Here is a 20,821-nt window from a genome sequence, read left to right on the forward strand (position 1 = left end):
AGGGAATGAGCGTCCATGCAAGCCGAATTGATTGTCGATGCCCGTAACGCGGTCGGTGAATGCCCGGTCTGGGTGCCTGAGGAAAACGCCCTGTACTGGGTCGACATTCCCGCTGGCGGCCTGCAACGCTGGAGCGCCGCGACCGGGCATGTGCATGCCTGGAAAACCCCGGAAATGCTCGCCTGCATGGCCCGACACAGCGACGGCGGCTGGGTCGCCGGGATGGAGAGCGGGTTCTTTCATCTGCGCCCGCACAGCGACGGTAGCCTCGACAGCGAACAGCTGGCCCAGGTCGATCACGCCCGTCCCGACATGCGCCTGAACGATGGGCGCTGTGATCGCCAGGGCCGTTTCTGGGCCGGCAGCATGGTGCTGAACATGGGGGCCAATGTGGCGGAAGGCGCGTTGTATCGCTACAGCAGCGGGCAGCGTGGGCCGATCGAGGCACGCCTCTCTGGTTTCCTGGTTCCCAACGGGCTGGGCTTCAGCCCGGATGGCCGGACGATGTACCTGTCTGATTCGCATCCACTGTCTCAGCAGATCTGGGCGTTCGACTACGACATCGAGAGCGGCACGCCGAGCAATCGGCGCCTGTTCGTCGACATGAATCACTACAGCGGCCGCCCCGATGGCGCAGCGGTGGATGCCGAGGGCTGCTACTGGATCTGCGCCAACGACGCCGGGCTGATTCACCGCTTCACCCCGGATGGCCGGCTCGACCGTTCACTCGCCGTGCCGGTGAAGAAACCGACCATGTGCGCGTTTGGGGGCAGTGGGCTGGACACGTTGTTCGTGACCTCGATTCGCCCTGGGGATGACCATGACGAGCAATCGTTGGCGGGTGGGGTGTTTGCCCTTGATCCCGGCGTGAAGGGCTTGCCTGAACCTTTATGTCGCGACTATTGATGACCTGTGGTGAGGGAGCTTGCTCCCGCTGGGTCGCGAAGCGGCCCCCCGCAATCCTTCAAACACACTGAGTTGCCTGACTCTACGACTGCTGCGCAGCCGAACGGGAGCAAGCTCCCTCGCCACAGTGGTGTCTGTTTGCCTGAAGCCTCTCATTGAGTCAAAAATCACCATGACACTGACGATTCTGGAACTCGAAGACGATTTCACCCACCTCACCCTCGCCCCCGAACTCGGTGCGAGCATCGTCAACTGGACGGTTCGCAGCAGCGGCCAGCCGCTGTTGCGCCACAGTGACCAACAGGCCCTGAACACCGGCCTGCCCGGCAAACTCGGTTGCTACCCGCTGGCCCCTTGGTCCAACCGCACTGCCGAGGGCGGTTTCGACTGCCCCGAAGGTTGGCTGGCCCTGACGCCGAACAGCCTCACCGATCCCTTGCCGATCCATGGCAGCGCCTGGCAGCAGCCGTGGCGAGTGGTTTCCCAAACCCGAAACGAAGCCGTCCTGGAACTTGATTGCACATCGCCCTTCGCCTACCGCGCCCGGCAACGTTTCCAGCTGAGTGAAGGTCGGTTGAGCATCGAGTTGAAAGTCACTCACGTGGGCGAACACGCCGCGTGGCACGGCCTCGGCTTGCACCCTTACTTCCCGCGCACCGCCAATACCCGGTTACAGGCGCAAGCCCGACAGGTCTGGTTATGCGACAGCACAAAACTGCCAACCCAACTCAGCTCGTTGCCCGCCGAATGGGATTTCCAGCAGCTCAAGGCGCTACCGCAAACCCTGGTGGACAACGGTTTCTGCGAGTGGAATGGTCACTGCCTGATCCAGCAACCCGAACTCGGTTATGAACTGGAAGGCCAAGCCACCGGCAGCGATTACTACCTGCTCTACTGCCCGGTGGGCTTGGGGTTTTTCTGTATCGAACCGGTGAGCCACCCGGTCAATGCGCATCACCTGCCCGGTCGGCCAGGCTTGCGTTTGCTGGAGCAAGGCCAATCCACCGAGTTGGGTTTCAGCCTGCAATACCGCGAACTTAGCTAACCCAGCAACTGACTCAACACCGCGCGCAATTTGCCGGGCTTCACCGGTTTATTCAGCAGCGGCGCGTCGAGCCGTTGCAGCGAGCGACGGCATTGGTCGGTGCGATCGGCGGTGATGATCACGGCCGGAATCGCCTGGCCAAAATGCTCGCGCAAGTGCCGCACCACGTCGCAGCCCACCACCCCATGATCGAGGTGATAGTCCGCCAGAATCAGTTCCGGCGCCTGTCCCTGCAACGCCGCCAGCGCGGAAAACTCATCCGTGGCGATCACCACTTCACAGCCCCACTGCCCCAGCAGCGCGCTCATGCTTTCAAGGATGCTGACCTCATTGTCCAGCACCAGCAAACGCCGGCCCGGCAGCGGATTGCCGGTGCCCGGCGTCGGCGCGGCCAGGCTGATCGGCAGGGGCACCTCATGGGAAATCGGCACGTCGATGCTGAACACCGACCCGCGCCCCGGCCAGGAGCGCACCTGGATCCGGTAGCCCAGAATCTTGGCAATGCGCTCGACAATCGCCAGCCCCAGGCCCACGCCTTTGCGGTCAGCGGCGCGGCCGACGTCCAGTTGATTGAACTCCAGAAAGATCGAATGCAACCGGTCCGCCGCAATCCCGCGCCCGGTATCCCACACTTCCAGACGCAGCATATCGCCCCGGCGCCGCGCCCCGAGCAGGATGCAGCCCTCGTCGGTGTAGCGGCAGGCATTGCTGAGGAAGTTGCGCAGTATCCGCGTCATCAGGCGCAGGTCGGTGCTGATGGCAAAATCGCCCATGCGCACCCGCAGGTTCAGCCCCGCCGCCTCGGCCACGGACTGGAACTCCGAGACCAGTGGCGCGAGCAATTCGTCGAGGCGGTACAGCGCGACGTCGGGTTTCACCGCAGCCTGGTCGAGCCGGGAAATGTCCAGCAAATCAGTGAGCAAATCCTCGGCGCCTTCCAACGCCTGGTGCGTGCGCTCCACCAGCACCTGCTCGACGTCGGGCAGCTTGCGTTCGCGCAAGGTCGAGATCAGCAACCGCGCCGCATTCAGCGGTTGCAGCAGGTCATGGCTGGCGGCGGCGAGGTATTTGTCCTTGCTGCGGTTGGCCGCTTCGGCGGCGTCCCGGGCATCACGCAGGGCCTGGGCGATCTGTTTACGCTGGGTGATCTGCTGTTGCAGGTTGCGGTTGGCTTCGAGCAATTCGTCGGTGCGCGCGGTGACCCGTTGCTCCAGTTCATCGTTGAGTTGCTGCAAGCGTTGCTGGGCCAGTTTGCGTTCGGTGATGTCAGCGACAAAGCCTTCCACCAGCCCTTCCTGATCGGGCTTGAGCAGCAGGTTCATCAGCACGTCGAGGCTGCTGCCGTCCTTGCGCCGCAATTGGGTTTCATAGCCGTGCAGGCTGCGTTCGGTCTTGAGGATCTCGCCAATATTGGCCAGTTCCTTGGCGCCGCCGACAAACAGGTTGCTCGCCAGGTCCGCCAATGAAAACAGCACTTCCTGCGGACTGTCGTAGCCCAGCATCCGCGCCAGCGCCGGGTTGGCGGCGCGCATGCCTTCCAGCAGGCTGGCCTGGAAGATCCCGTGGACCGCGTTTTCGAACAACCACTTGTAGCGATTGCGCTCGGCTTCCAGTTCATCCAGGCGCGCATTGAGTTCCGGGTAGTGACTCTTGCGTGCCGAGTGGCTGCCTAATCCGAGTAACCCGGCCAGCGCCCGTTGCTGGTCTTCAGAGGGCTTCGCCATAGACGACCTCGACATCACGCTGACTGGATTCGCGGGGGTTGGTCAGGATGCACGGGTCGTGCATGGCGTGCTGCGACAGGAACGGAATGTCCGCCATGCTCACCCCGTGCAAGCCCAGGGTTTCGTGGAAGCCGATGGAGTGTTTCAGGGCAATCAGGTGGTCGACCAACCGCTTGCAGATCTGCCGGTGATTCAGGCCCCGGCAATCGATGCCGAAGGTCTCGGCGATTACCTTGAAGCGGTCCGGCGCCGAGTTGTAGTTGAACGCCACCACGTGCTCCACCAGCACCGCGTTGCACAAGCCGTGGGGCAAGTCGAGGAAGCCGCCGAGGCTGTGGGACATGGCGTGCACCGCGCCAAGGATTGCGTTGGAAAACGCCAGCCCGGCCTGCATGCTGCCGAGCATGATTTTCTCGCGCAGGGCGATGTCGGTCGGGTTGGCGATCATCTGCACCAGGTTGCCGTTGATCAGGCGCATGGCTTCCAGCGCATGGGGGTCGGTCAGCGGGCCGTGACCGGTGGAGACGAAGGCTTCGATGGCATGCACCAGCGCGTCGATACCAGTACAGGCCGCCAGGAACGGGTCCATGCTCAGAGTGGTTTCCGGGTCGATCAGCGACACGTCGGGCACCACGGCTTTACTGACGATGGAGAACTTCATGCGTTCTTGCTGGTTGGAAATGATCACGAATTGCGAGACGTCCGCCGACGTGCCGGCGGTGGTCGGGATCAGGATCAGCGGTGGGCTGGGCACGCGGATGGTGTCCACGCCCTCGAACTCCAGAATATTGCGCCCGTGAGCGACGACAATGCCGATGCCTTTGCCGCAATCCATCGGGCTGCCGCCGCCAATCGCGACGATCACATCGCAATGGTTTTCCTTGTACAGCTCGGCGCCGAGCATGACTTCTTCGACCCGAGGGTTGGGCGAGACATCGCTGTACAGGAAGTAATCGATGCCCTGGGCTTGCAGGCTGACCTCGACATCCGCGACCCAACCGGCGGCAATCACCCCGGGGTCGCTGACCACCAGCACCTTGCGGGCACCGAAGGTCTTGGCGTAGTTGCCGACGTTGTGCCGGCAACCGGCACCAAAAATGATTTCAGGCGACACGAATTTACGCAGTTGGCTGAGATTCTGGCTCATTGGAAAGCCTGTTTTTATTGTTTTGGAAGGTAGAAGCCACACTAACCCATCCGGCTGCGAATGCAATCAGACCAATGGGTAGCTCGATCCTGCATCCACCACCGATGTCCTGTTGGAGTGAGCGTGTGTGGCGAGGGGGCTTGCCGCCGTTGGGTCGCGAAGCGGCCCCGCTTATCCCAAAGCAGGGGACTGCTGCGCAGTCCAACGGGGGCAAGCCCCCTCGCCACAAATGCTCGCTCACACAGGGGATGTGCGGTGCACCGTTTATCCGCGATAGATCAGCCGCGAAGCCTTCTCATTGCGCAACGTCAGGTGTTCCATGCCCTGCCCCGGCGCATCGGCTTCCTCGCGGGCTTTGAGGATCACCCCGTGGTGCGGCGACTTGCTGCACACCGGGTCGGCGTTTTCGGCATCGCCGGTGAGCATGAATGCCTGGCAGCGGCAGCCGCCCAGGTCTTTGTGTTTTTCATCGCAGGAGCGGCACGGTTCCTTCATCCAGTCATCGCCGCGAAAGCGGTTGAAGCCGAAGGACTCGGTCCAGATGTGTTCGATACTGTGCTCGCGCACGTTGGGGAACTGCACTGGCAATTGCCGGGCGCTGTGGCACGGCAGCGCAGTACCGTCGGGGGTGATGTCGAGAAACAGATTGGCCCAGCCGTTCATGCAGGTCTTGGGGCGTTCTTCGTAGTAGTCCGGGGTAACGAAGATCAGTTTGCACGGATGCCCCTCGGCCTCAAGTCGCTCGCGGTACTGGTTAGTAATGCGCTCGGCGCGCTGCAATTGCTCGCGGGTGGGCAACAGGCCGACACGGTTGAGTTCGGCCCAACCGTAGAACTGACACGTGGCCAGTTCGACGAAATCCGCCTCCAGCTCCAGGCACAGGTCGATGATGCGGTCGATGCGGTCGATGTTGTGCCGGTGGGTGACGAAGTTCAGCACCATCGGGTAGCCCTGGGCTTTCACGGCCCGGGCCATGGCGAGCTTCTGGGCGAAGGCCTTGCGCGAGCCGGCGAGCATGTTGTTCACCGTTTCATCGGCGGCCTGGAAACTGATCTGAATGTGATCCAGCCCGGCGACCTTGAAATCGGCAATCTTCTGTTCGGTCAAGCCGATGCCTGAGGTGATCAGGTTGGTGTAGTAACCCATGTCCCGCGCCGCCTTGATCAGCTCGGCCAGGTCCTGGCGCACCAGCGGTTCGCCACCGGAAAACCCCAACTGCGCGGCGCCCAGTTCCCGGGCTTGTTGAAACACCCGAATCCATTCCTCGGTACTCAGTTCCTCACCTTGCTGGGCGAAATCCAATGGGTTGGAGCAATAGGGACACTGCAACGGGCAGCGATACGTCAGCTCCGCCAACAACCACAACGGCGGGCCCGGTGGCGCGATCAGGTTCACAGGGCGATCCCCCGGTGCCAGACATTTTCGGCGGTCACCGTGTGATACGGCGGGCGCTCCAGCTCGTAGGCCATGCTCATGGCGTCAAGCATGCTCCACAGCACGTCGAGCTTGAACTGGAGGATTTCCAGCATCCGTTGCTGGCCTTCGAGGGTGACGTAATGGGCCAGGGTGATGCGCAAACCGTGCTCGACATCTCGCCGCGCCTGGCTCAAACGGGTGCGGAAATAGTCGTAGCCGCCAGCGTCGATCCAGGGGTAATGGGTCGGCCAGGCGTCGAGGCGCGATTGGTGGATGTGTGGGGCGAACAGTTCGGTCAGGGAGCTGCTGGCCGCTTCCTGCCAACAGGCGCGACGGGCGAAATTGACGTAGGCGTCCACGGCGAAACGCACACCGGGCAGAACCAATTCTTGAGAGAGGATGTGCTCGCGGTCCAGGCCCACGGCTTCACCGAGGCGTAGCCAGGCCTCGATCCCGCCTTCGCTGCCGGGCGCGCCGTCGTGGTCGAGGATGCGTTGCAGCCATTCCCGGCGCACGTCGCGGTCGGGGCAGTTGGCGAGGATCGCGGCGTCTTTGAGCGGGATGTTGACCTGGTAATAGAAGCGATTGGCGACCCAGCCCTGGATCTGCTCGCGCGTGGCACGGCCGGCGTACATGGCTTGGTGGAACGGGTGATGAATGTGGTAGTAGGCGCCTTTTGCACGCAGGGCGGCTTCGAATTCGCTGGGGGACATGGGGGTGTCGGGCATTGCGGTTCTCCGGGTTTTGCGGCGTCAGGGCGGGCCTCTTCGCGGGCAAGCCTTGCTCCTACAGGTTTTGTGTAAGCCTTGGAATCCGCGAACGACGACGTCACGTCGGTTGACCATGAAATCCGCGAACGACGATGTTCTGTAGGAGCGAGGCTTGCCCGCGAAGGGGCCGTCCGCTACAGCACAAGACTCATGCCGTCATACGCCACCTCAACCCCACGCCGCTCCAGCAATGCCCGTTCAGCCGAGTCTTCATCGAGGATCGGGTTGGTGTTGTTGATGTGGATCAGCACCTTGCGCTGGCGGTCAAAGCCCTCCAGCACCTCAAGCATCCCGCCGGGACCACTTTGCGGCAGGTGCCCCATTTCACTGCCCAGGCTCTGGCCGACTTCGCACACGCGCATTTCGTCGTCGCGCCACAAGGTGCCGTCCAGCAGCAGGCAATCGGCGAGTTGCATCCAGCCCAGAACTTCTTCGTCGACTTGCCCCAGGCCCGGCGCGTAGAACACCGAGGCGCCGCTGCGCAGGTCTTCGATCAACAGACCGATGGTGTCGCCCGGTTGCGGGTTGCCGCGATTGGGCGAGTACGGCGGTGCATTGCTGACCAGGGGAATCGCACGGAACTGCAGATGCGCGCACGCCGCGACGCTGAACGGCTCGCGCTTCAAATCAATCGGCTGCCACTGCAACCCACCGTTCCAATGCTTGAGCATGTTGAACACCGGAAAACCGCTGCTCAAATCCTCGTGCACCCGCTCGGTGCACCACACGGCATGGGGGCAGCCTTCGCGCAGGCTCAGCAGGCCGGTGCAATGGTCAATCTGGCTGTCCAGCAGGATCACCCCGGCAATCGCCGTATCGCGACGGCGGCGCGCCGGTTGCAACGCGGGGAAACTTTCCAGTTGCGCCCGAATATCCGGGGAAGCATTGCACAGCACCCACGACACGCCGTCGTCACTCACCGCAATCGAGGACTGCGTGCGCCGTTGGGCGCGCAGGCTGCCATCGCGCACGCCGGTGCACTGGTGACAGTTGCAGTTCCACTGCGGGAAACCACCGCCAGCGGCGGAGCCGAGAACACGGATGTGCATGAGCAATGCTCCAGAAGGCAGGCCCGGCCAACGCAACGGCTGGCCGGGTGATCAATCAACGGTTGGCGAAATACATCGTCACTTCGAAGCCAATGCGCAGATCGGTAAACGCGGGTTTATTCCACATGGGTCAATCCTCTTCTTGTGCCGGGCAATTCCGGTAAAGCCATTAATGCACGGCGCGCCAAGGGCCCGAATGCTACTTTCGAAGGAGGTGGCGGCGTGCGTTGGTAGGGGGTGTTGCGGGGTGTCATACACAACGATTCGCGGGCACGCCTCGCTCCTACGGATCACCTGAACCTGTAGGAGCGAGGCTTGCCCGCGAAAGCCGTTACGGGGTCCAACGTCGAATCAAAAGAACCCCATCGGATTGATGTCGTAGCTCACCAGCAGGTTTTTGGTCTGCTGGTAATGGTCGAGCATCATCTTGTGGTTTTCACGGCCAACCCCGGACTTCTTGTAGCCACCGAACGCGGCGTGGGCCGGGTACAGGTGGTAGCAGTTGGTCCAGACACGCCCGGCCTTGATCGCCCGGCCCATGCGGTAGGCGCGATTGATGTCGCGGGTCCACAGGCCGGCGCCGAGGCCGAACTCGCTGTCGTTGGCAATCGCCAGGGCTTCGGCTTCGTCCTTGAACGTGGTGATGCCCACCACCGGGCCGAAGATTTCTTCCTGGAACACGCGCATTTTGTTGTGGCCCTTGAGCAGGGTCGGCTGGATGTAATATCCCGTCGACAGGTCGCCCTCCAGCCGCTCGGCCGCGCCACCGATCAGCAGCTCCGCGCCCTCTTCCTGGGCAATTTTCAGGTACGAGAGGATCTTGTCGTATTGCTGCTCCGACGCCTGGGCGCCGACCATGGTTTCGGTGTCCAGCGGGTTGCCGCGCTTGATCTTGACGATCTTCTGCATCACCACTTTCATGAAATCGTCGTAGATCGATTCCTGCACCAGCGCCCGGGACGGACAGGTGCAGACTTCGCCCTGGTTGAAGAACGCCAACACCAGGCCTTCGGCGGCTTTCTCGATGAACTGCGGCTCGGCGTTCATGATGTCTTCGAAGAAGATGTTCGGCGACTTGCCGCCCAGCTCCACGGTGCTCGGAATGATGTTCTCGGCGGCGCAATGCATGATGTGCGCGCCCACCGGGGTGGAACCGGTGAAGGCAATCTTGGCGATGCGCTTGCTGGTGGCCAGCGCCTCCCCGGCCTCGCGACCGAAACCCTGGACGATGTTCAGCACACCGGCCGGCAGCAAATCGGCAATCAGTTCGGCGAAGACCATGATCGACAGCGGCGTCTGCTCGGCGGGTTTGAGCACCACGCAGTTGCCGGCGGCCAGGGCCGGGGCGAGTTTCCAGGCGGCCATCAGCAGCGGGAAGTTCCACGGGATGATCTGCCCGACCACGCCCAACGGCTCGTGGAAGTGATAGGCGGTGGTCAGCTCGTTGATTTCGGCAGCGCCGCCTTCCTGGGCACGGATGCACCCGGCGAAGTAGCGGAAATGGTCGGCGGCCAGCGGCACGTCGGCGTTCAGGGTTTCGCGCACGGCTTTGCCGTTGTCCCAGGTTTCGGCGACGGCGAGGATTTCCAGGTTTTGTTCGATGCGGTCGGCGATCTTCAGCAACACCAGGGATCGGTCCTGGGCCGAGGTCTTGCCCCAGGCATCGGCCGCCGCGTGGGCAGCGTCGAGGGCTTTGTCGATGTCGGCGGCGCTGGAACGCGGGAACTCGGCGATCACTTCACCGTTGACCGGCGAGGTGTTGGTGAAGTACTCGCCATGGACCGGCGGCACGAACTCGCCGCCGATGAAATTGCCGTAGCGCGGTTTGAAGGAAACGACGGCGCCGGGGGTGCCAGGTTGTGCGTAGATCATGGTGGCCTCTGTCTGGGTCGGAGCCTGTCGGGCAAACAGGCGATGCATCGATAGTAGAGAGCCCCGCACGCCGGACGAATGCGCCGTTGGAGGGGGGACTCTCGTTATTTGGTAGTAGGTGATCGTTCCCACGCTCCGCGTGGGAATGCAGCCCGGGACGCTCCGCGTCCCATCAAGAGCCGAACGCGGAGCGTCCGTTGAGGCATTCCCACGCAGAGCGTGGGAACGATCAGTGGCAGCGATCAGTGCTTGGCGACTACCAGGTCTTTAGGCAGCTTAAAGGTCCAGAGCATCCCGCCCTGGTTGAAGTCCTTGATGCGCTTGGCCACTTCGCCGCCCCACAGCGGAACCGCGCCGCCCCAACCGGAGAGCACCGAAACGTACTGTTCGCCGTCCATTTCCCAGGTCACAGGCGAGCCAAGCACGCCGGAGCCGGTCTGGAATTCCCAGACTTTCTCGCCGGTCTTGGCGTTGAAGGCCTGGAGGAATCCTTCCGGCGTGCCGGTAAACACCAAATTACCTTTGGTGGTCAGCACCCCGCCCCACAGCGGCGCGTAGTTCTTGTGGCGCCAGACTTCCTTGCCAGTCACCGGATCGATGGCGCGCAGCACGCCGATGTAGTCTTCGTTCAACGGCTTGATGGTGAAACCGGCCCCCAGGAACGCCGCGCCTTTCTTGTAGGCGATGCCTTCGTTCCAGATGTCCATGCCCCACTCGTTGGACGGCACGTAGAACAGCTTGGTGTCCTTGTTGTAGGCCATCGGCATCCAGTTTTTCGCACCGAGGAACGCCGGCGCTACAAACACCGAACTGCCCTTGGCTTCAGTGCCCGGTGCACCCGGACGGCTGGCTTCGTTGTAGATCGGCCGGCCATCCTTATCCAGGCCGGTGGCCCAGGTGATCTTGTCCACGAACGGGAAGCCCCGGATGAACTTGCCGTTGGTGCGGTCCAGCACGTAGAAGAAGCCGTTGCGGTCGGCGGTGGCGGCGGCTTTGATTTCCTTGCCGCCCTCGGTGTAGTTGAACGAGATCAGTTCGTTGACGCCGTCATAGTCCCAACCGTCGTGGGGCGTGCTCTGGAAGTGCCATTTGATGGTGCCGTCGTCCGGGTTCAGCGCCAGGCGCGACGACGAGTAGAGGTTGTCGCCAGGGCGCAGGTGCGAGTTCCACGGTGCCGGGTTGCCGGTGCCGAACAGCAGCAGATTGGTTTCCGGGTCGTAGTAGCCGCCGAGCCAAGGTGCAGCGCCGCCGGTTTTCCATAAATCGCCGGGCCAGGTCTTGCCGGCTTCGCCGCCGGAGATGCCGTTCTCAATCGCTTTGCCGTCCTTGTAGATGTAGCCCATGTGGCCTTCGACCGTCGGCCGGACCCACAGCAACTCACCGTTTTTCGGGTCGTAGGCGGAGATCTTGCCCACCACGCCGAACTCGCCACCGGCCACGCCGGTGATCAGTTTGCCGTTGATCACCAGCGGCGCGGCGCTGATGGAATAGCCTTCCTTGTGGTCGGCCACCTGCTTGCTCCACACCACTTTGCCAGTGTCCTTGTTCAGGGCCACGAGCTTGGCGTCGAGGGTGCCGAAGAACACCAGGTCGCCGTACAGCGCCACGCCCCGGTTGATCACGTCACAGCATGGGCGGATGTCATCCGGCAGGCGCGCGTCGTATTGCCAGAGCTTCTTGCCGGTGCGCGCATCCACCGCAAACACTCGCGAGTAGGAACCGGTCATGTACATCACGCCGTCCTTGATCATCGGTTGCGCTTGCTGACCGCGCTGCTTTTCACCGCCGAAGGAAAAGGCCCAGACCGGCCGTAGATCCTTGACGTTGTCGACATTGAGGGTGTCCAGCGGGCTGTAGCGCTGACCCTGGACGCCCAGACCGTTGGTGACGATCTGCTCCGGATTCTTGGGGTCCTGGAGAATGTCCTGGTCGGAGACGGCGGCCAATGCCGAGCCGGACAACAGCATGGCACTGAGCAGCACGCTCAAGACGAAGGGTTGGCGACGTGCGGGTTGGGTCATGACGGCTACCTCTGCGGTTTTTTGTTATACCCGGGAAATTTTCCCGGTCTGGTGCAGATTCTTGGCCGCCGCCGCCCTGGCAACAATTGCCCGCAGTGTTGAGATTGCTAGTTCCTTAGTAGCGGGTCCCTGGAGAGGATCGTGCGAGGATCGTTCCCACGCTCTGCGTGGGAATGCAGCCCGGGACGCTCCGTGTCCCATCCAGAGCCGAACGCAGAGCGTCCGTTGAGGCATTCCCACGCAGAGCGTGGGAACGATCATTGGCTGCCGGTGGAATCGACGCGGGTCATCTGTGATCGCTCATAGCCCGGGTACAAATGGCTGACACTGCGGATCAGTTCATAACGACTCAGGCTGATCCCCGCAAACCGCTCGGGAATGGGGCTGCGAATCATCTCGGACATATCGCTGCCAATGGCGGCACCGTCGCGCAGGAGTTGGTCGAGCCAGGTCAGGTAGTCGCGCATTTGCTCGAAGGGTTTTGCATCCGTGGCCACCGGCCCGTGACCCGGAACCACCAACGTCCAGGGCAATCCCTGGAGGGTGGCGATGTCCGCCAGCCACACCGCCAGCCCCGGGCTGTTGGGGGTGGTCAGGGCCCGTTGATAAAACACCAGGTCGCCGGCAAACAGCACGCCGGTTTGCTGGTCGAGAATAGCCAGATCCGCGCCGGTATGCCCACCCAGGCCTAGCAGACGCAAATCGTGGTTCCCAAAACTTTTCAGCCCCGGTGTCAGCATCTCGCTGGGCAGCACCACTTCGGTACCGCGCATCCAGTCGCCCACCAGGCGATACATGTTCTCGGCCATGGCATCGCCCTGATTTTTCAGCAGCTCAGCGGTGCCGGCCAGTGCGCCGATCGGCACGTCAGCAAACGCCTGATTGCCCAGCGCATGGTCGGGGTGATGATGGGTCAGCAGCACCTCGATCACCGGTTTGTCGGTGACCGTGGCGATGACCTTGCGCATCGCTTCGCCGTAGCGTTTCGACGGCCCGGTGTCGATCACCACCACCCCGCGCTCGGTGACGATAAACCCGGTGTTGACGATATTGCCGCCGTTGGCTTTGGCGAAATTATCGGTGCTGCCTTCCAGCAGCCAGGTGTCTGGCGCAATCAGCCGCGGCTTGAGGGCGTATTCAAGCTCCGCCAGCGCGGGCAGGCTCATACCGATCAACAACAGCAGGATCCAGCGCATCACGCGCTCCTTGGGTCAGGGGATGGCCGCATCGAATTGATTGCCGCTGTTGTCCCGCAGCAACAGGCGCGTCTGCCCTACCCCTTCGATGTCGAAGGCCAGGTTGGGGTTTTCGCTGACGGCGGGAAACAACTCCAGCGTGGCCAGCACCTGATCGTTTTGATCGCGCAGTTCGGCATGATTGATAAAGAATTCCGGGATGCCGCTGACCATGCCGTTGTCCATCGGGTGCGCCACCTGCAAGCGCAGGCGACTGAATTCGCCACGGGGATAACGCCCGCCGAGCACTTCACCGATGTGCTCTTCCCAACCCGGTTGCGTGCGCACCACGCTCGGCGCTGTGCAACCGCCGCCCGCCGCATCGATCAGGGTCGAGCCGACGTGCCACACGCCATCACGGGTCAGCACCGCCGCGCGCAACGGCGTGGCCTGCTCGATGCGGATGCGGATCGACAGCCACGGCAGCACCCGGTCCTGCGGCTGAAAGTCGACGATCTTCGGCAACGGATTGAGTTCGGCCCAGGCGAGGATTTTCACCACGTCTCCCTTGAACGCCCGGGCATCGATTTCCAGCGGCACCTGGCGCGCATCTTCGGCGAAGGGCGGCGCCAGCAGCTTGACCCGCTCATCGAATACGAACGGGGCATCGCCGAGCATTTGCTTGTGATAGAACGCCCACATCACCGAGGGCACCGGGTCCTTGCCCGGATTGATCTCCACCGCGTGGGCGGCCAGTGGCAACCAGCAGGCCAGCAGGCACAGCGCTCGCCAGTTCACTATTGGTACATCTCGGGCACTTCGTATTGCAGGCCGTAACGGGCGTAAATCGCTTGCACCGAACCCTCACGGATCATCGCTTCCAGCGCCTCTTCCAGGGCATAGGACAATTGCCGGTTGCTTTCATGCACCGCCATGCCGATCTCCCAGCGTTGCTTGCCCATGTTCGGGTAGGCGTTTTGCGCCAGCGCCACTTGCGGATCGTGAGCCTCATGCACCTGCCAATCGACCTCGCCGCGCATGGCCATGACCGCGTCGACTTCACCGGCCTTCATCGCGGCAAAGGCCTGGGGTACGCCGGGATAGTGATGGGTCTTGGCGGCGAGCATGCCGTTGAACACCGAGGTCAGGTAGAACGAGGGCACGCTGTCGACTTCGACGCCAATTGGGTGTTGCTCGAACACCGCGACGCTGCCCACCGAGTCCAGACGCCGGCGATCATAGGCGACCTGCCATTGCTCGTTCTGGTACGGGCCGAACATCACCACATGGTCGTTTTCCAGTTCGCCGAGCTCGTTGCGTTTTTGTGAATAGTCGCGGTCGTAAGGCACGCGCATCATCAGGTCCGCCAGTTGCTGATCGTGCAACTGGCTGGCGCGCCAGATGTAGTCGCGCAGGTCGTCGTCGAGCTTCTCGCCGGCCGGGGCCCAGATCAGCTTGAGTTTGACCCCCAGCGCGGTGGCCAGGGCCTGGGCGAGGTCGACATCCACGCCCCGGGGCTGGCCGGCGTCTTCGAAACTGTAAGGCGCGAAGTCCTTGTACACCGCGACCTTCAACTCCCCGGCGGCGATCATTTGGTCATAGGTCCGAACCTGCGCCTGCGCCACCTGGCAGCACAGCAACACAGCACTGATCAACACCGCGAGCAGGCGCATGGATTACTCCTCGACGTGCACGCTGTCCAGGTAGGTGCGCACCGCCCACAGGGCTTCCTGACTCAGGTAATCGGCCATTTTCGGCATGTACACCCGACCGTCGCGCACTGCGCCGTGACGCACCCGTTCGACGAACCATTCATCCCCGGCGTCGCCGACATCGAGCAGGCGCAGGTCCGGGGCAATGCCGCCAGACTTGGCTTCCAGCCCATGGCACGCCGCGCAGTTCTGGTTGTAGGCCGACGAGCCGATCTCTACCGCTTTATCGTGCTGCGGGGAGTTGCGGTACGGGTTGACCGCCGCCCAACCGTCGCCATCCACCTGCACGCCAGCGTCCTTGATCGGGGTCAGGCCCGGGGTTTCCACCGCTTGCGGCACCACGTTGCCGTGGGCCCAGACCGGGCCTGCGCTGATGAAACCGGCCAGCAGTCCGGCAACAAGTAAGGCGTTGCGTTTTGTTGTCATTGTTATGCCCTCAGGGTTGCACGCAAAACCTCTTTGCAGAGGCTATGGCACCCATCTTAGGAAGCACTTCCCGCCAGCCCCATGCTGCTTTGGTGGCCGCCGCCCAGTACCTTGGTAGTAGGGCTTGTGGCGCACACCCAAATCAGGTGCCGCTCGGGAACTCTTCCCGGCCACAGCGGGACTTTTTCCGTATCCGCCAAGGGGCGGCGAGCACCACCCTGTGCAGGTCAAAACCTCCACTGGGAACTGCAACCATGACAATAAGATCGCTACCCGCCCTTTCCCCTTTGACCCTCGCCGTGCGCGCCTTTGTGCTGGTGAGCAGCCTGTCCCTGAGCACCGTCGGCCATGCCGCGACCGCGCCCGCCACGCCGACGCACAACGTCACCTGGGAAGACATTGCCAACGATCACCTGACCACCAAGGACGTGCTGCAATACGGCATGGGCACCAACGCCCAGCGCTGGAGCCCGTTGGCCCAGGTCAACGACAAGAACGTGTTCAAGCTGACCCCGGCCTGGTCCTACTCGTTCGGCGATGAGAAGCAGCGCGGCCAGGAATCCCAGGCCATCGTCAGCGACGGTGTGGTCTACGTCACCGGTTCCTACTCGCGGGTATTCGCCCTCGACGCCAAGACCGGCAAGCGTCTGTGGACCTACAACCATCGCCTGCCGGACAACATTCGTCCGTGCTGCGATGTGGTCAATCGCGGGGCGGCCATTTATGGCGACAAGATCTATTTCGGCACCCTCGATGCGCGGCTGATCGCCCTCGACAAGAACACCGGCAAAGTGGTGTGGAACAAGAAGTTCGGCGACCACGCCGCCGGCTACACCATGACCGGCGCGCCGGTGCTGATCAAAGACAAGGTCACCGGCAAGGTGCTGTTGATCCATGGCAGCTCCGGCGATGAATTCGGCGTGGTCGGCCAGTTGTTTGCCCGCGACCCGGACACCGGCGAAGAAGTCTGGATGCGGCCCTTTGTCGAAGGTCACATGGGCCGCTTGAACGGCAAGGACAGCACCCCCACCGGCGACGTCAAGGCGCCGTCCTGGCCGGATGATCCGACCACCGAAACCGGCAAGGTCGAGGCCTGGAGCCACGGCGGCGGCGCGCCTTGGCAGAGCGCGAGTTTCGATCCCGAAACCAACACCCTCATCGTCGGCGCCGGCAACCCCGGCCCTTGGAACACCTGGGCCCGCACCTCCAAGGACGGCAACCCTCACGACTTCGACAGCCTCTACACCTCGGGCCAGGTCGGCGTCGACCCAAGCACTGGCGAGGTGAAATGGTTCTACCAGCACACCCCGAACGATGCCTGGGATTTCTCCGGCAACAACGAGCTGGTGCTGTTCGACTACAAGGACAAGGACGGCAAAGTGATCAATGCCACCGGCCACGCCGACCGCAACGGTTTCTTCTACGTGGTGGACCGCAACAACGGCAAATTGCAGAACGCGTTCCCCTTCGTCGACAACATCAGTTGGGCCAGCCACATCGATCTGAAAACCGGCAAACCCGTCGAAAATCCGGGCCATCGTCCGGCCAAACCGTTGCCGGGGGAAACCAAGGGCAAATCCGTGGAAGTCTCGCCGCCGTTCCTCGGCGGCAAGAACTGGAACCCCATGGCCTACAGCCAGGACACCGGGCTGTTCTACATCCCGGGCAACCAGTGGAAAGAGGAATACTGGACCGAAGAGGTCAACTACAAGAAAGGCTCGGCCTACCTGGGCATGGGTTTCCGCATCAAGCGCATGTACGACGATCACGTCGGCACCCTGCGCGCCATGAACCCGACCACCGGCAAAGTGGTCTGGGAGCACAAGGAAGCCCTGCCGCTCTGGGCCGGGGTGTTGGCGACCAAGGGCAACCTGGTGTTCACCGGCACGGGCGATGGTTTCTTCAAGGCGTTTGACGCAAAAACCGGCGAGGAGCTGTGGAAGTTCCAGACCGGCAGCGGCATCGTCTCGCCGCCGATCACCTGGGAACAGGATGGCGAGCAATACGTCGGCGTGACCGTCGGTTACGGCGGCGCGGTGCCGTTGTGGGGCGGTGACATGGCGGAGCTGACCAAACCGGTGGCTCAGGGCGGGTCGTTCTGGGTGTTCAAGATTCCGAGTTGGGATAGCAAGACGGCGCAAAAGTAACGCCTTGCACACCTGTGGCGAGGGAGCTTGCTCCCGTTGGGCTGAGAGGCGGCCCCCTCACTTTTCGGCCGCACCGAGTTGTCTGGGTTTGCGACTGCTGCGCAGCCGAGCGGGAGCAAGCTCCCTCGCCACAATTGTTTGTGATGACATCACGAGAGCCCTGCCATGAAATACCTGCCTCTACTGCTATTGCTAACCGCTCTTCCGGTTTTCGCCACCGACGACGGCGACGACGCCCCGCTGATCATCAACGGCTGCACCCTCGCCGAACACAGCCAATGCCCCGGCGCCAACCTCAGGGGGGCCAACCTGAGCAATCAGGATTTGCGCAGCATGAACCTCAGCGGCGCCGACCTGCGCAATGCCGACTTACGCCACGCCCGACTCGACCTCGCCAACCTGGAAAAAGCCCAACTGCAAGGCGCCAACCTGACCCGCGCCAGCCTGCAACAAAGCAACCTGCGCCTGGCCGATTTCAGCGGCGCGACGCTGATGGCGATTCAGGGATGGGGCCTGTTCGCCCAGGGCGCGCAATTCGAAAACGCCAACCTCAGCGCCGCCTACCTGCAATTCGCCCGCCTCTCGGGGGCCGAACTGGATAACGCCAACCTGCGCGCCGCCGACCTGGAAATGACCTGGCTGAGCAAAGCCGACCTCAAGGGCGCCAACCTCAGCGATGCCAATTTGCAGGAAGCCAAGTTCGGTGAAAGCAACCTGGAACACGCGAACCTCAGCGGTGCGCGGCAGCATTATGCGAATTTTCAGGATGCGAATATGGAGGGGTGTGCCGGTTGCCCGACCACGTGGGAGAAGTGACCGTAAAACGTTGATGACTGGAAAAATCATGAAGTCTGTATCAGGCCTGAATCACTTTTCTCCACTCATCAATATTTTCAGAAGAAATGTCCGATTTCGGCTACCAAAACCCGGAGGTTCGTCTATAGCTTCATCCAACAGTGCCACTGAATACGCATTCAAACTCTCCCATTCAAGGAAGAAAAGCCATGCCGATTGTTTTCGTTCACGGGGTCAATAATCGAAAGGAAGACGCGGACTATGAACCGTCCCGTGTTCGCATAGAACAGTCTTTGCGCAGCATCCTGGCAACTGATCTCGATTTGGGCATCGATCCGAAACTGCTGAGTGTTTCCTTCCCTTACTGGGGCGGCGACGGTGTGAAATTTCGCTGGAATCAGGCATCGCTTCCAACGAACAAGACAAACGTCAAGGCGTTGAACCTCACCATGACCGGCTTACGGGCCGCCGAATATGAACTTTGGATAAATGAAATACAGGCACAAAACGGTGGAAAGCCCGTGGTATTGGGCGATATCAGCCGACAAGACAAGGGTTTTGCAAAAGCGGTAGATCTGGTGTGGGATGCTGCTTCGATGGTCGCGCAGACGGAGGCAGACTATCAGCAAATACTCGAACGTTATGACGCGTCGCGTAAATATGCAGCAAGCACTATCCCGGCCTGGGCGATCCAGAAGCCGCCATTAACCAATAAACAGTTCATCGACAGACTCAATCAGGAAATTGCCCCACTGCTGAACGCACCGGGTGCCCCGGCAGTTCAAGCCCTGGGCTTAAAAGACTGGTGGGTTTCACTGGGCGAAGCCGTCAACCGCCTGGGCTCGGCTCCCAGCGATGCGGTCACAGCGCTGGCGCTGGCCCGGGCGCGTGAATCGTTGCATGCCAAAGCCACTCGTTTTCTGGGCGATATCTTCGTCTATCTCAACTCACATCAAGGAGCAAACGCCCCCGGCGCCATCGTAAATGTGGTCATGGACGCCTTGAAGCAAGCCGATCAAGATCGAAAGCCGGGGGACGACAAATTGATTGTCATTGGCCACAGCCTTGGCGGCGTAATTCTTTACGACATCCTCACGTACTTCGCTCCACAGATCAAAGTCGATCTCTTTGCCACGATCGGCTCGCAAGTTGCAGTGTTTGAAGAAATGACGCTTTACCGCGCAAGCCAGCCAGGCATGCCTGCCCACCCTCCCGAGGACCGTTTGAACAAGCCAGGCAATATTAAAAAATGGCTCAACGTCTTCGACACAAACGACATCTTTTCTTTCCGCGCCGAGGGGGTTTTCAACGGCGTAGAGGACTATAAATTCGATACCGGTTACGGGCTTCTTGAAGCACATGGCGGTTACTTCGCCAGACCCAGCTTCTATAAACGACTTGCCGTACGCCTGAAGGGCAAATGAAATGAAACCTCTATTTCTATCGCAAGCGGTGAAAGACAAACCTGACTCGACGGCAACCCACGTCTTGTTGGTTGGTTGCGGTGAATATCCAGCGATGGCGAAAACTGCCTATTCGAATGTAAAGCCGTTGAACTCACCGCGCACCTCTGTCCAAGAGATGGTGAACTGGTATCTGAGTGGCGCGCACGCCATGCCAGCAGGCCAGGAAAAACCACCGCACGAGGCATTTTCCAACCCGGACGCACCACTCGGCTCACTCACGGCTCTGGTCTCTCCTTCAATAAAAATCGAAACTCCGCCTGGGGGCAGTTTTGCCTGCGCGCGACCAACGCTCGCCAATATCCGTAAGGCTTATAAGCAGTGGTATGAACGATTGGGAGCAAATCCCGACAGTGTCGGCGTGTTTTATTTTTGCGGGCATGGTGTCAGTGATGGCGTCGAGCAATTTCTCATCGCTGATGACTTCGGTGAGAAAGGTAAAACCTGGTCGAACGCATTCCATGTCTCCAATACCCGCGCGGCTACTATCCGCGTGACGAAAGCGCGAATCGTCTATGTGCTCGATGCCTGTCGTGAATTCAACGATGGTGTGCAAGATCAGTTGAACATCCCTCAGGGGCTGACCGACGGCTCTAGAAAAGGCACGATCACCAGCGCCGGGTCAGCGATTTTGCGTTCCACCTCCGCGAACCGTCTGGCATACACCCCCGACGAAGGCGTGACTTATTTCACCCAGGCGCTGCTACAGGCGCTGCGGGGGCAGTGCGGAGAAGAGCGGGATAATGCCCCTGGAGTGTTCGATGTCAGACCGTCAGAACTGCAAGTGGCAACGGCCGTATTGTTGAATCACCTGTTGCTCCTGCAACCCAATCTGCAACAGCACGTCGCATTTGAAAGTGATGGAACCCACCTGATCGCCATGAATGTGCTGGATCGGATTCCGGACGTACTGGTTGAAATGGATATAGATCCTGCGGTGCTGCGTCAGATATCCCAGGCTTACCTCGAGAACGCGGTGACACCTCGTCAACTCAAGGCACTATGCGATGGCCCTGCATCGTTCAGGGTGCCTCGAGGCGAGTGGCAATATGGCGCTGAATTCAATCAAGAGGGCTATCAAGTCACGCCGAAACACCGCTTCATGAGTAAGGTGATTTTCCGCGACTATCTCGAAGCCAAAAGCGTGTGAATC

The 20,821-nt window shown here is 61.5% G+C and carries 18 protein-coding genes; 6 read left to right on the plus strand and 12 right to left on the minus strand.

Annotated features, from left to right (window positions below):
* The first annotated feature begins 15 nt into the window (after positions 1-15).
* Complete coding sequence (locus tag ACY4LX_RS20455) at positions 16-906, plus strand: SMP-30/gluconolactonase/LRE family protein (RefSeq protein ID WP_463257620.1); 891 nt, start codon at positions 16-18, stop codon at positions 904-906.
* 172 nt (positions 907-1,078) lie between these two features.
* A complete protein-coding gene (locus tag ACY4LX_RS20460; protein ID WP_463257621.1) occupies positions 1,079-1,951 on the plus strand; it encodes an aldose 1-epimerase in 873 nt (290 codons plus the stop codon).
* On the opposite strand, the gene ACY4LX_RS20465 is transcribed toward ACY4LX_RS20460, so the two are convergent.
* The 12 genes from ACY4LX_RS20465 to pedF all read right to left on the minus strand — a co-directional run bounded on the left by ACY4LX_RS20465 (position 1,948) and on the right by pedF (position 15,263).
* The gene (locus ACY4LX_RS20465) at positions 1,948-3,675 is read right to left on the minus strand and encodes a PAS domain-containing hybrid sensor histidine kinase/response regulator (RefSeq protein WP_149661397.1); all 1,728 of its coding nucleotides are present in this window, start codon (positions 3,673-3,675) and stop codon (positions 1,948-1,950) included. The genes ACY4LX_RS20460 and ACY4LX_RS20465 overlap by 4 nt on opposite strands.
* Complete coding sequence (gene ercA / locus ACY4LX_RS20470; protein ID WP_463257622.1) at positions 3,659-4,822, minus strand: alcohol dehydrogenase-like regulatory protein ErcA; 1,164 nt, start codon at positions 4,820-4,822, stop codon at positions 3,659-3,661. Before ercA ends, ACY4LX_RS20465 begins: the two co-directional genes overlap by 17 nt.
* 264 nt (positions 4,823-5,086) lie before the next feature.
* Positions 5,087-6,217, minus strand: coding sequence for a pyrroloquinoline quinone biosynthesis protein PqqE (gene pqqE, locus ACY4LX_RS20475; RefSeq protein WP_463257623.1), 1,131 nt, complete (start codon positions 6,215-6,217; stop codon positions 5,087-5,089).
* Entirely contained in the window at positions 6,214-6,966 is a 753-nt protein-coding gene (gene pqqC, locus ACY4LX_RS20480) for a pyrroloquinoline-quinone synthase PqqC (RefSeq protein ID WP_463257624.1), read from the minus strand. The genes pqqE and pqqC overlap by 4 nt, the downstream gene beginning before the upstream one ends.
* A 176-nt stretch (positions 6,967-7,142) precedes the next feature.
* A complete protein-coding gene (gene pqqB / locus ACY4LX_RS20485) occupies positions 7,143-8,057 on the minus strand; it encodes a pyrroloquinoline quinone biosynthesis protein PqqB (RefSeq protein WP_463257625.1) in 915 nt (304 codons plus the stop codon).
* 55 nt (positions 8,058-8,112) lie between these two features.
* Positions 8,113-8,184 (minus strand): pyrroloquinoline quinone precursor peptide PqqA, encoded by a 72-nt coding sequence (gene pqqA, locus ACY4LX_RS20490; protein ID WP_010455123.1) that lies wholly within the window; start codon positions 8,182-8,184, stop codon positions 8,113-8,115.
* A 224-nt stretch (positions 8,185-8,408) separates the two neighbouring features.
* Complete coding sequence (exaC, locus tag ACY4LX_RS20495; protein ID WP_133838914.1) at positions 8,409-9,929, minus strand: acetaldehyde dehydrogenase ExaC; 1,521 nt, start codon at positions 9,927-9,929, stop codon at positions 8,409-8,411.
* Positions 9,930-10,171: 242 nt separating this feature from the next.
* Complete coding sequence (locus ACY4LX_RS20500) at positions 10,172-11,950, minus strand: PQQ-dependent methanol/ethanol family dehydrogenase (protein WP_149661391.1); 1,779 nt, start codon at positions 11,948-11,950, stop codon at positions 10,172-10,174.
* A 257-nt stretch (positions 11,951-12,207) separates the two neighbouring features.
* Positions 12,208-13,146, minus strand: coding sequence for a quinoprotein relay system zinc metallohydrolase 1 (locus ACY4LX_RS20505; RefSeq protein WP_463257626.1), 939 nt, complete (start codon positions 13,144-13,146; stop codon positions 12,208-12,210).
* Between the two features lie 15 nt (positions 13,147-13,161).
* Complete coding sequence (locus ACY4LX_RS20510) at positions 13,162-13,923, minus strand: quinoprotein dehydrogenase-associated SoxYZ-like carrier (protein WP_463257627.1); 762 nt, start codon at positions 13,921-13,923, stop codon at positions 13,162-13,164.
* Positions 13,923-14,798 carry a substrate-binding periplasmic protein gene (locus ACY4LX_RS20515; protein ID WP_463257628.1) on the minus strand — a complete coding sequence of 292 codons (876 nt, stop codon included), beginning with the start codon at positions 14,796-14,798 and terminating at the stop codon, positions 13,923-13,925. Before ACY4LX_RS20515 ends, ACY4LX_RS20510 begins: the two co-directional genes overlap by 1 nt.
* A 3-nt stretch (positions 14,799-14,801) precedes the next feature.
* Positions 14,802-15,263, minus strand: a complete 462-nt coding sequence (pedF, locus tag ACY4LX_RS20520; protein ID WP_149661387.1) for a cytochrome c-550 PedF — start codon at positions 15,261-15,263, stop codon at positions 14,802-14,804.
* 254 nt (positions 15,264-15,517) lie between these two features.
* Between pedF and exaA the strand changes: the two genes are divergently transcribed.
* The 4 genes from exaA to ACY4LX_RS20540 all read left to right on the plus strand — a co-directional run bounded on the left by exaA (position 15,518) and on the right by ACY4LX_RS20540 (position 20,818).
* Positions 15,518-17,410 carry a quinoprotein ethanol dehydrogenase gene (exaA, locus tag ACY4LX_RS20525; protein WP_463257629.1) on the plus strand — a complete coding sequence of 631 codons (1,893 nt, stop codon included), beginning with the start codon at positions 15,518-15,520 and terminating at the stop codon, positions 17,408-17,410.
* 165 nt (positions 17,411-17,575) lie between these two features.
* Positions 17,576-18,226, plus strand: coding sequence for a pentapeptide repeat-containing protein (locus ACY4LX_RS20530; protein WP_463257630.1), 651 nt, complete (start codon positions 17,576-17,578; stop codon positions 18,224-18,226).
* Positions 18,227-18,414: 188 nt separating this feature from the next.
* Entirely contained in the window at positions 18,415-19,629 is a 1,215-nt protein-coding gene (locus tag ACY4LX_RS20535; protein WP_463257631.1) for a hypothetical protein, read from the plus strand.
* 1 nt (position 19,630) lies between these two features.
* On the plus strand, positions 19,631-20,818 hold the full coding sequence (locus ACY4LX_RS20540) for a caspase family protein (RefSeq protein WP_463257632.1): 1,188 nt from the start codon (positions 19,631-19,633) through the stop codon (positions 20,816-20,818).
* Positions 20,819-20,821: the final 3 nt, after the last annotated feature.

Source organism: Pseudomonas sp. Emmai (assembly GCF_055179735.1).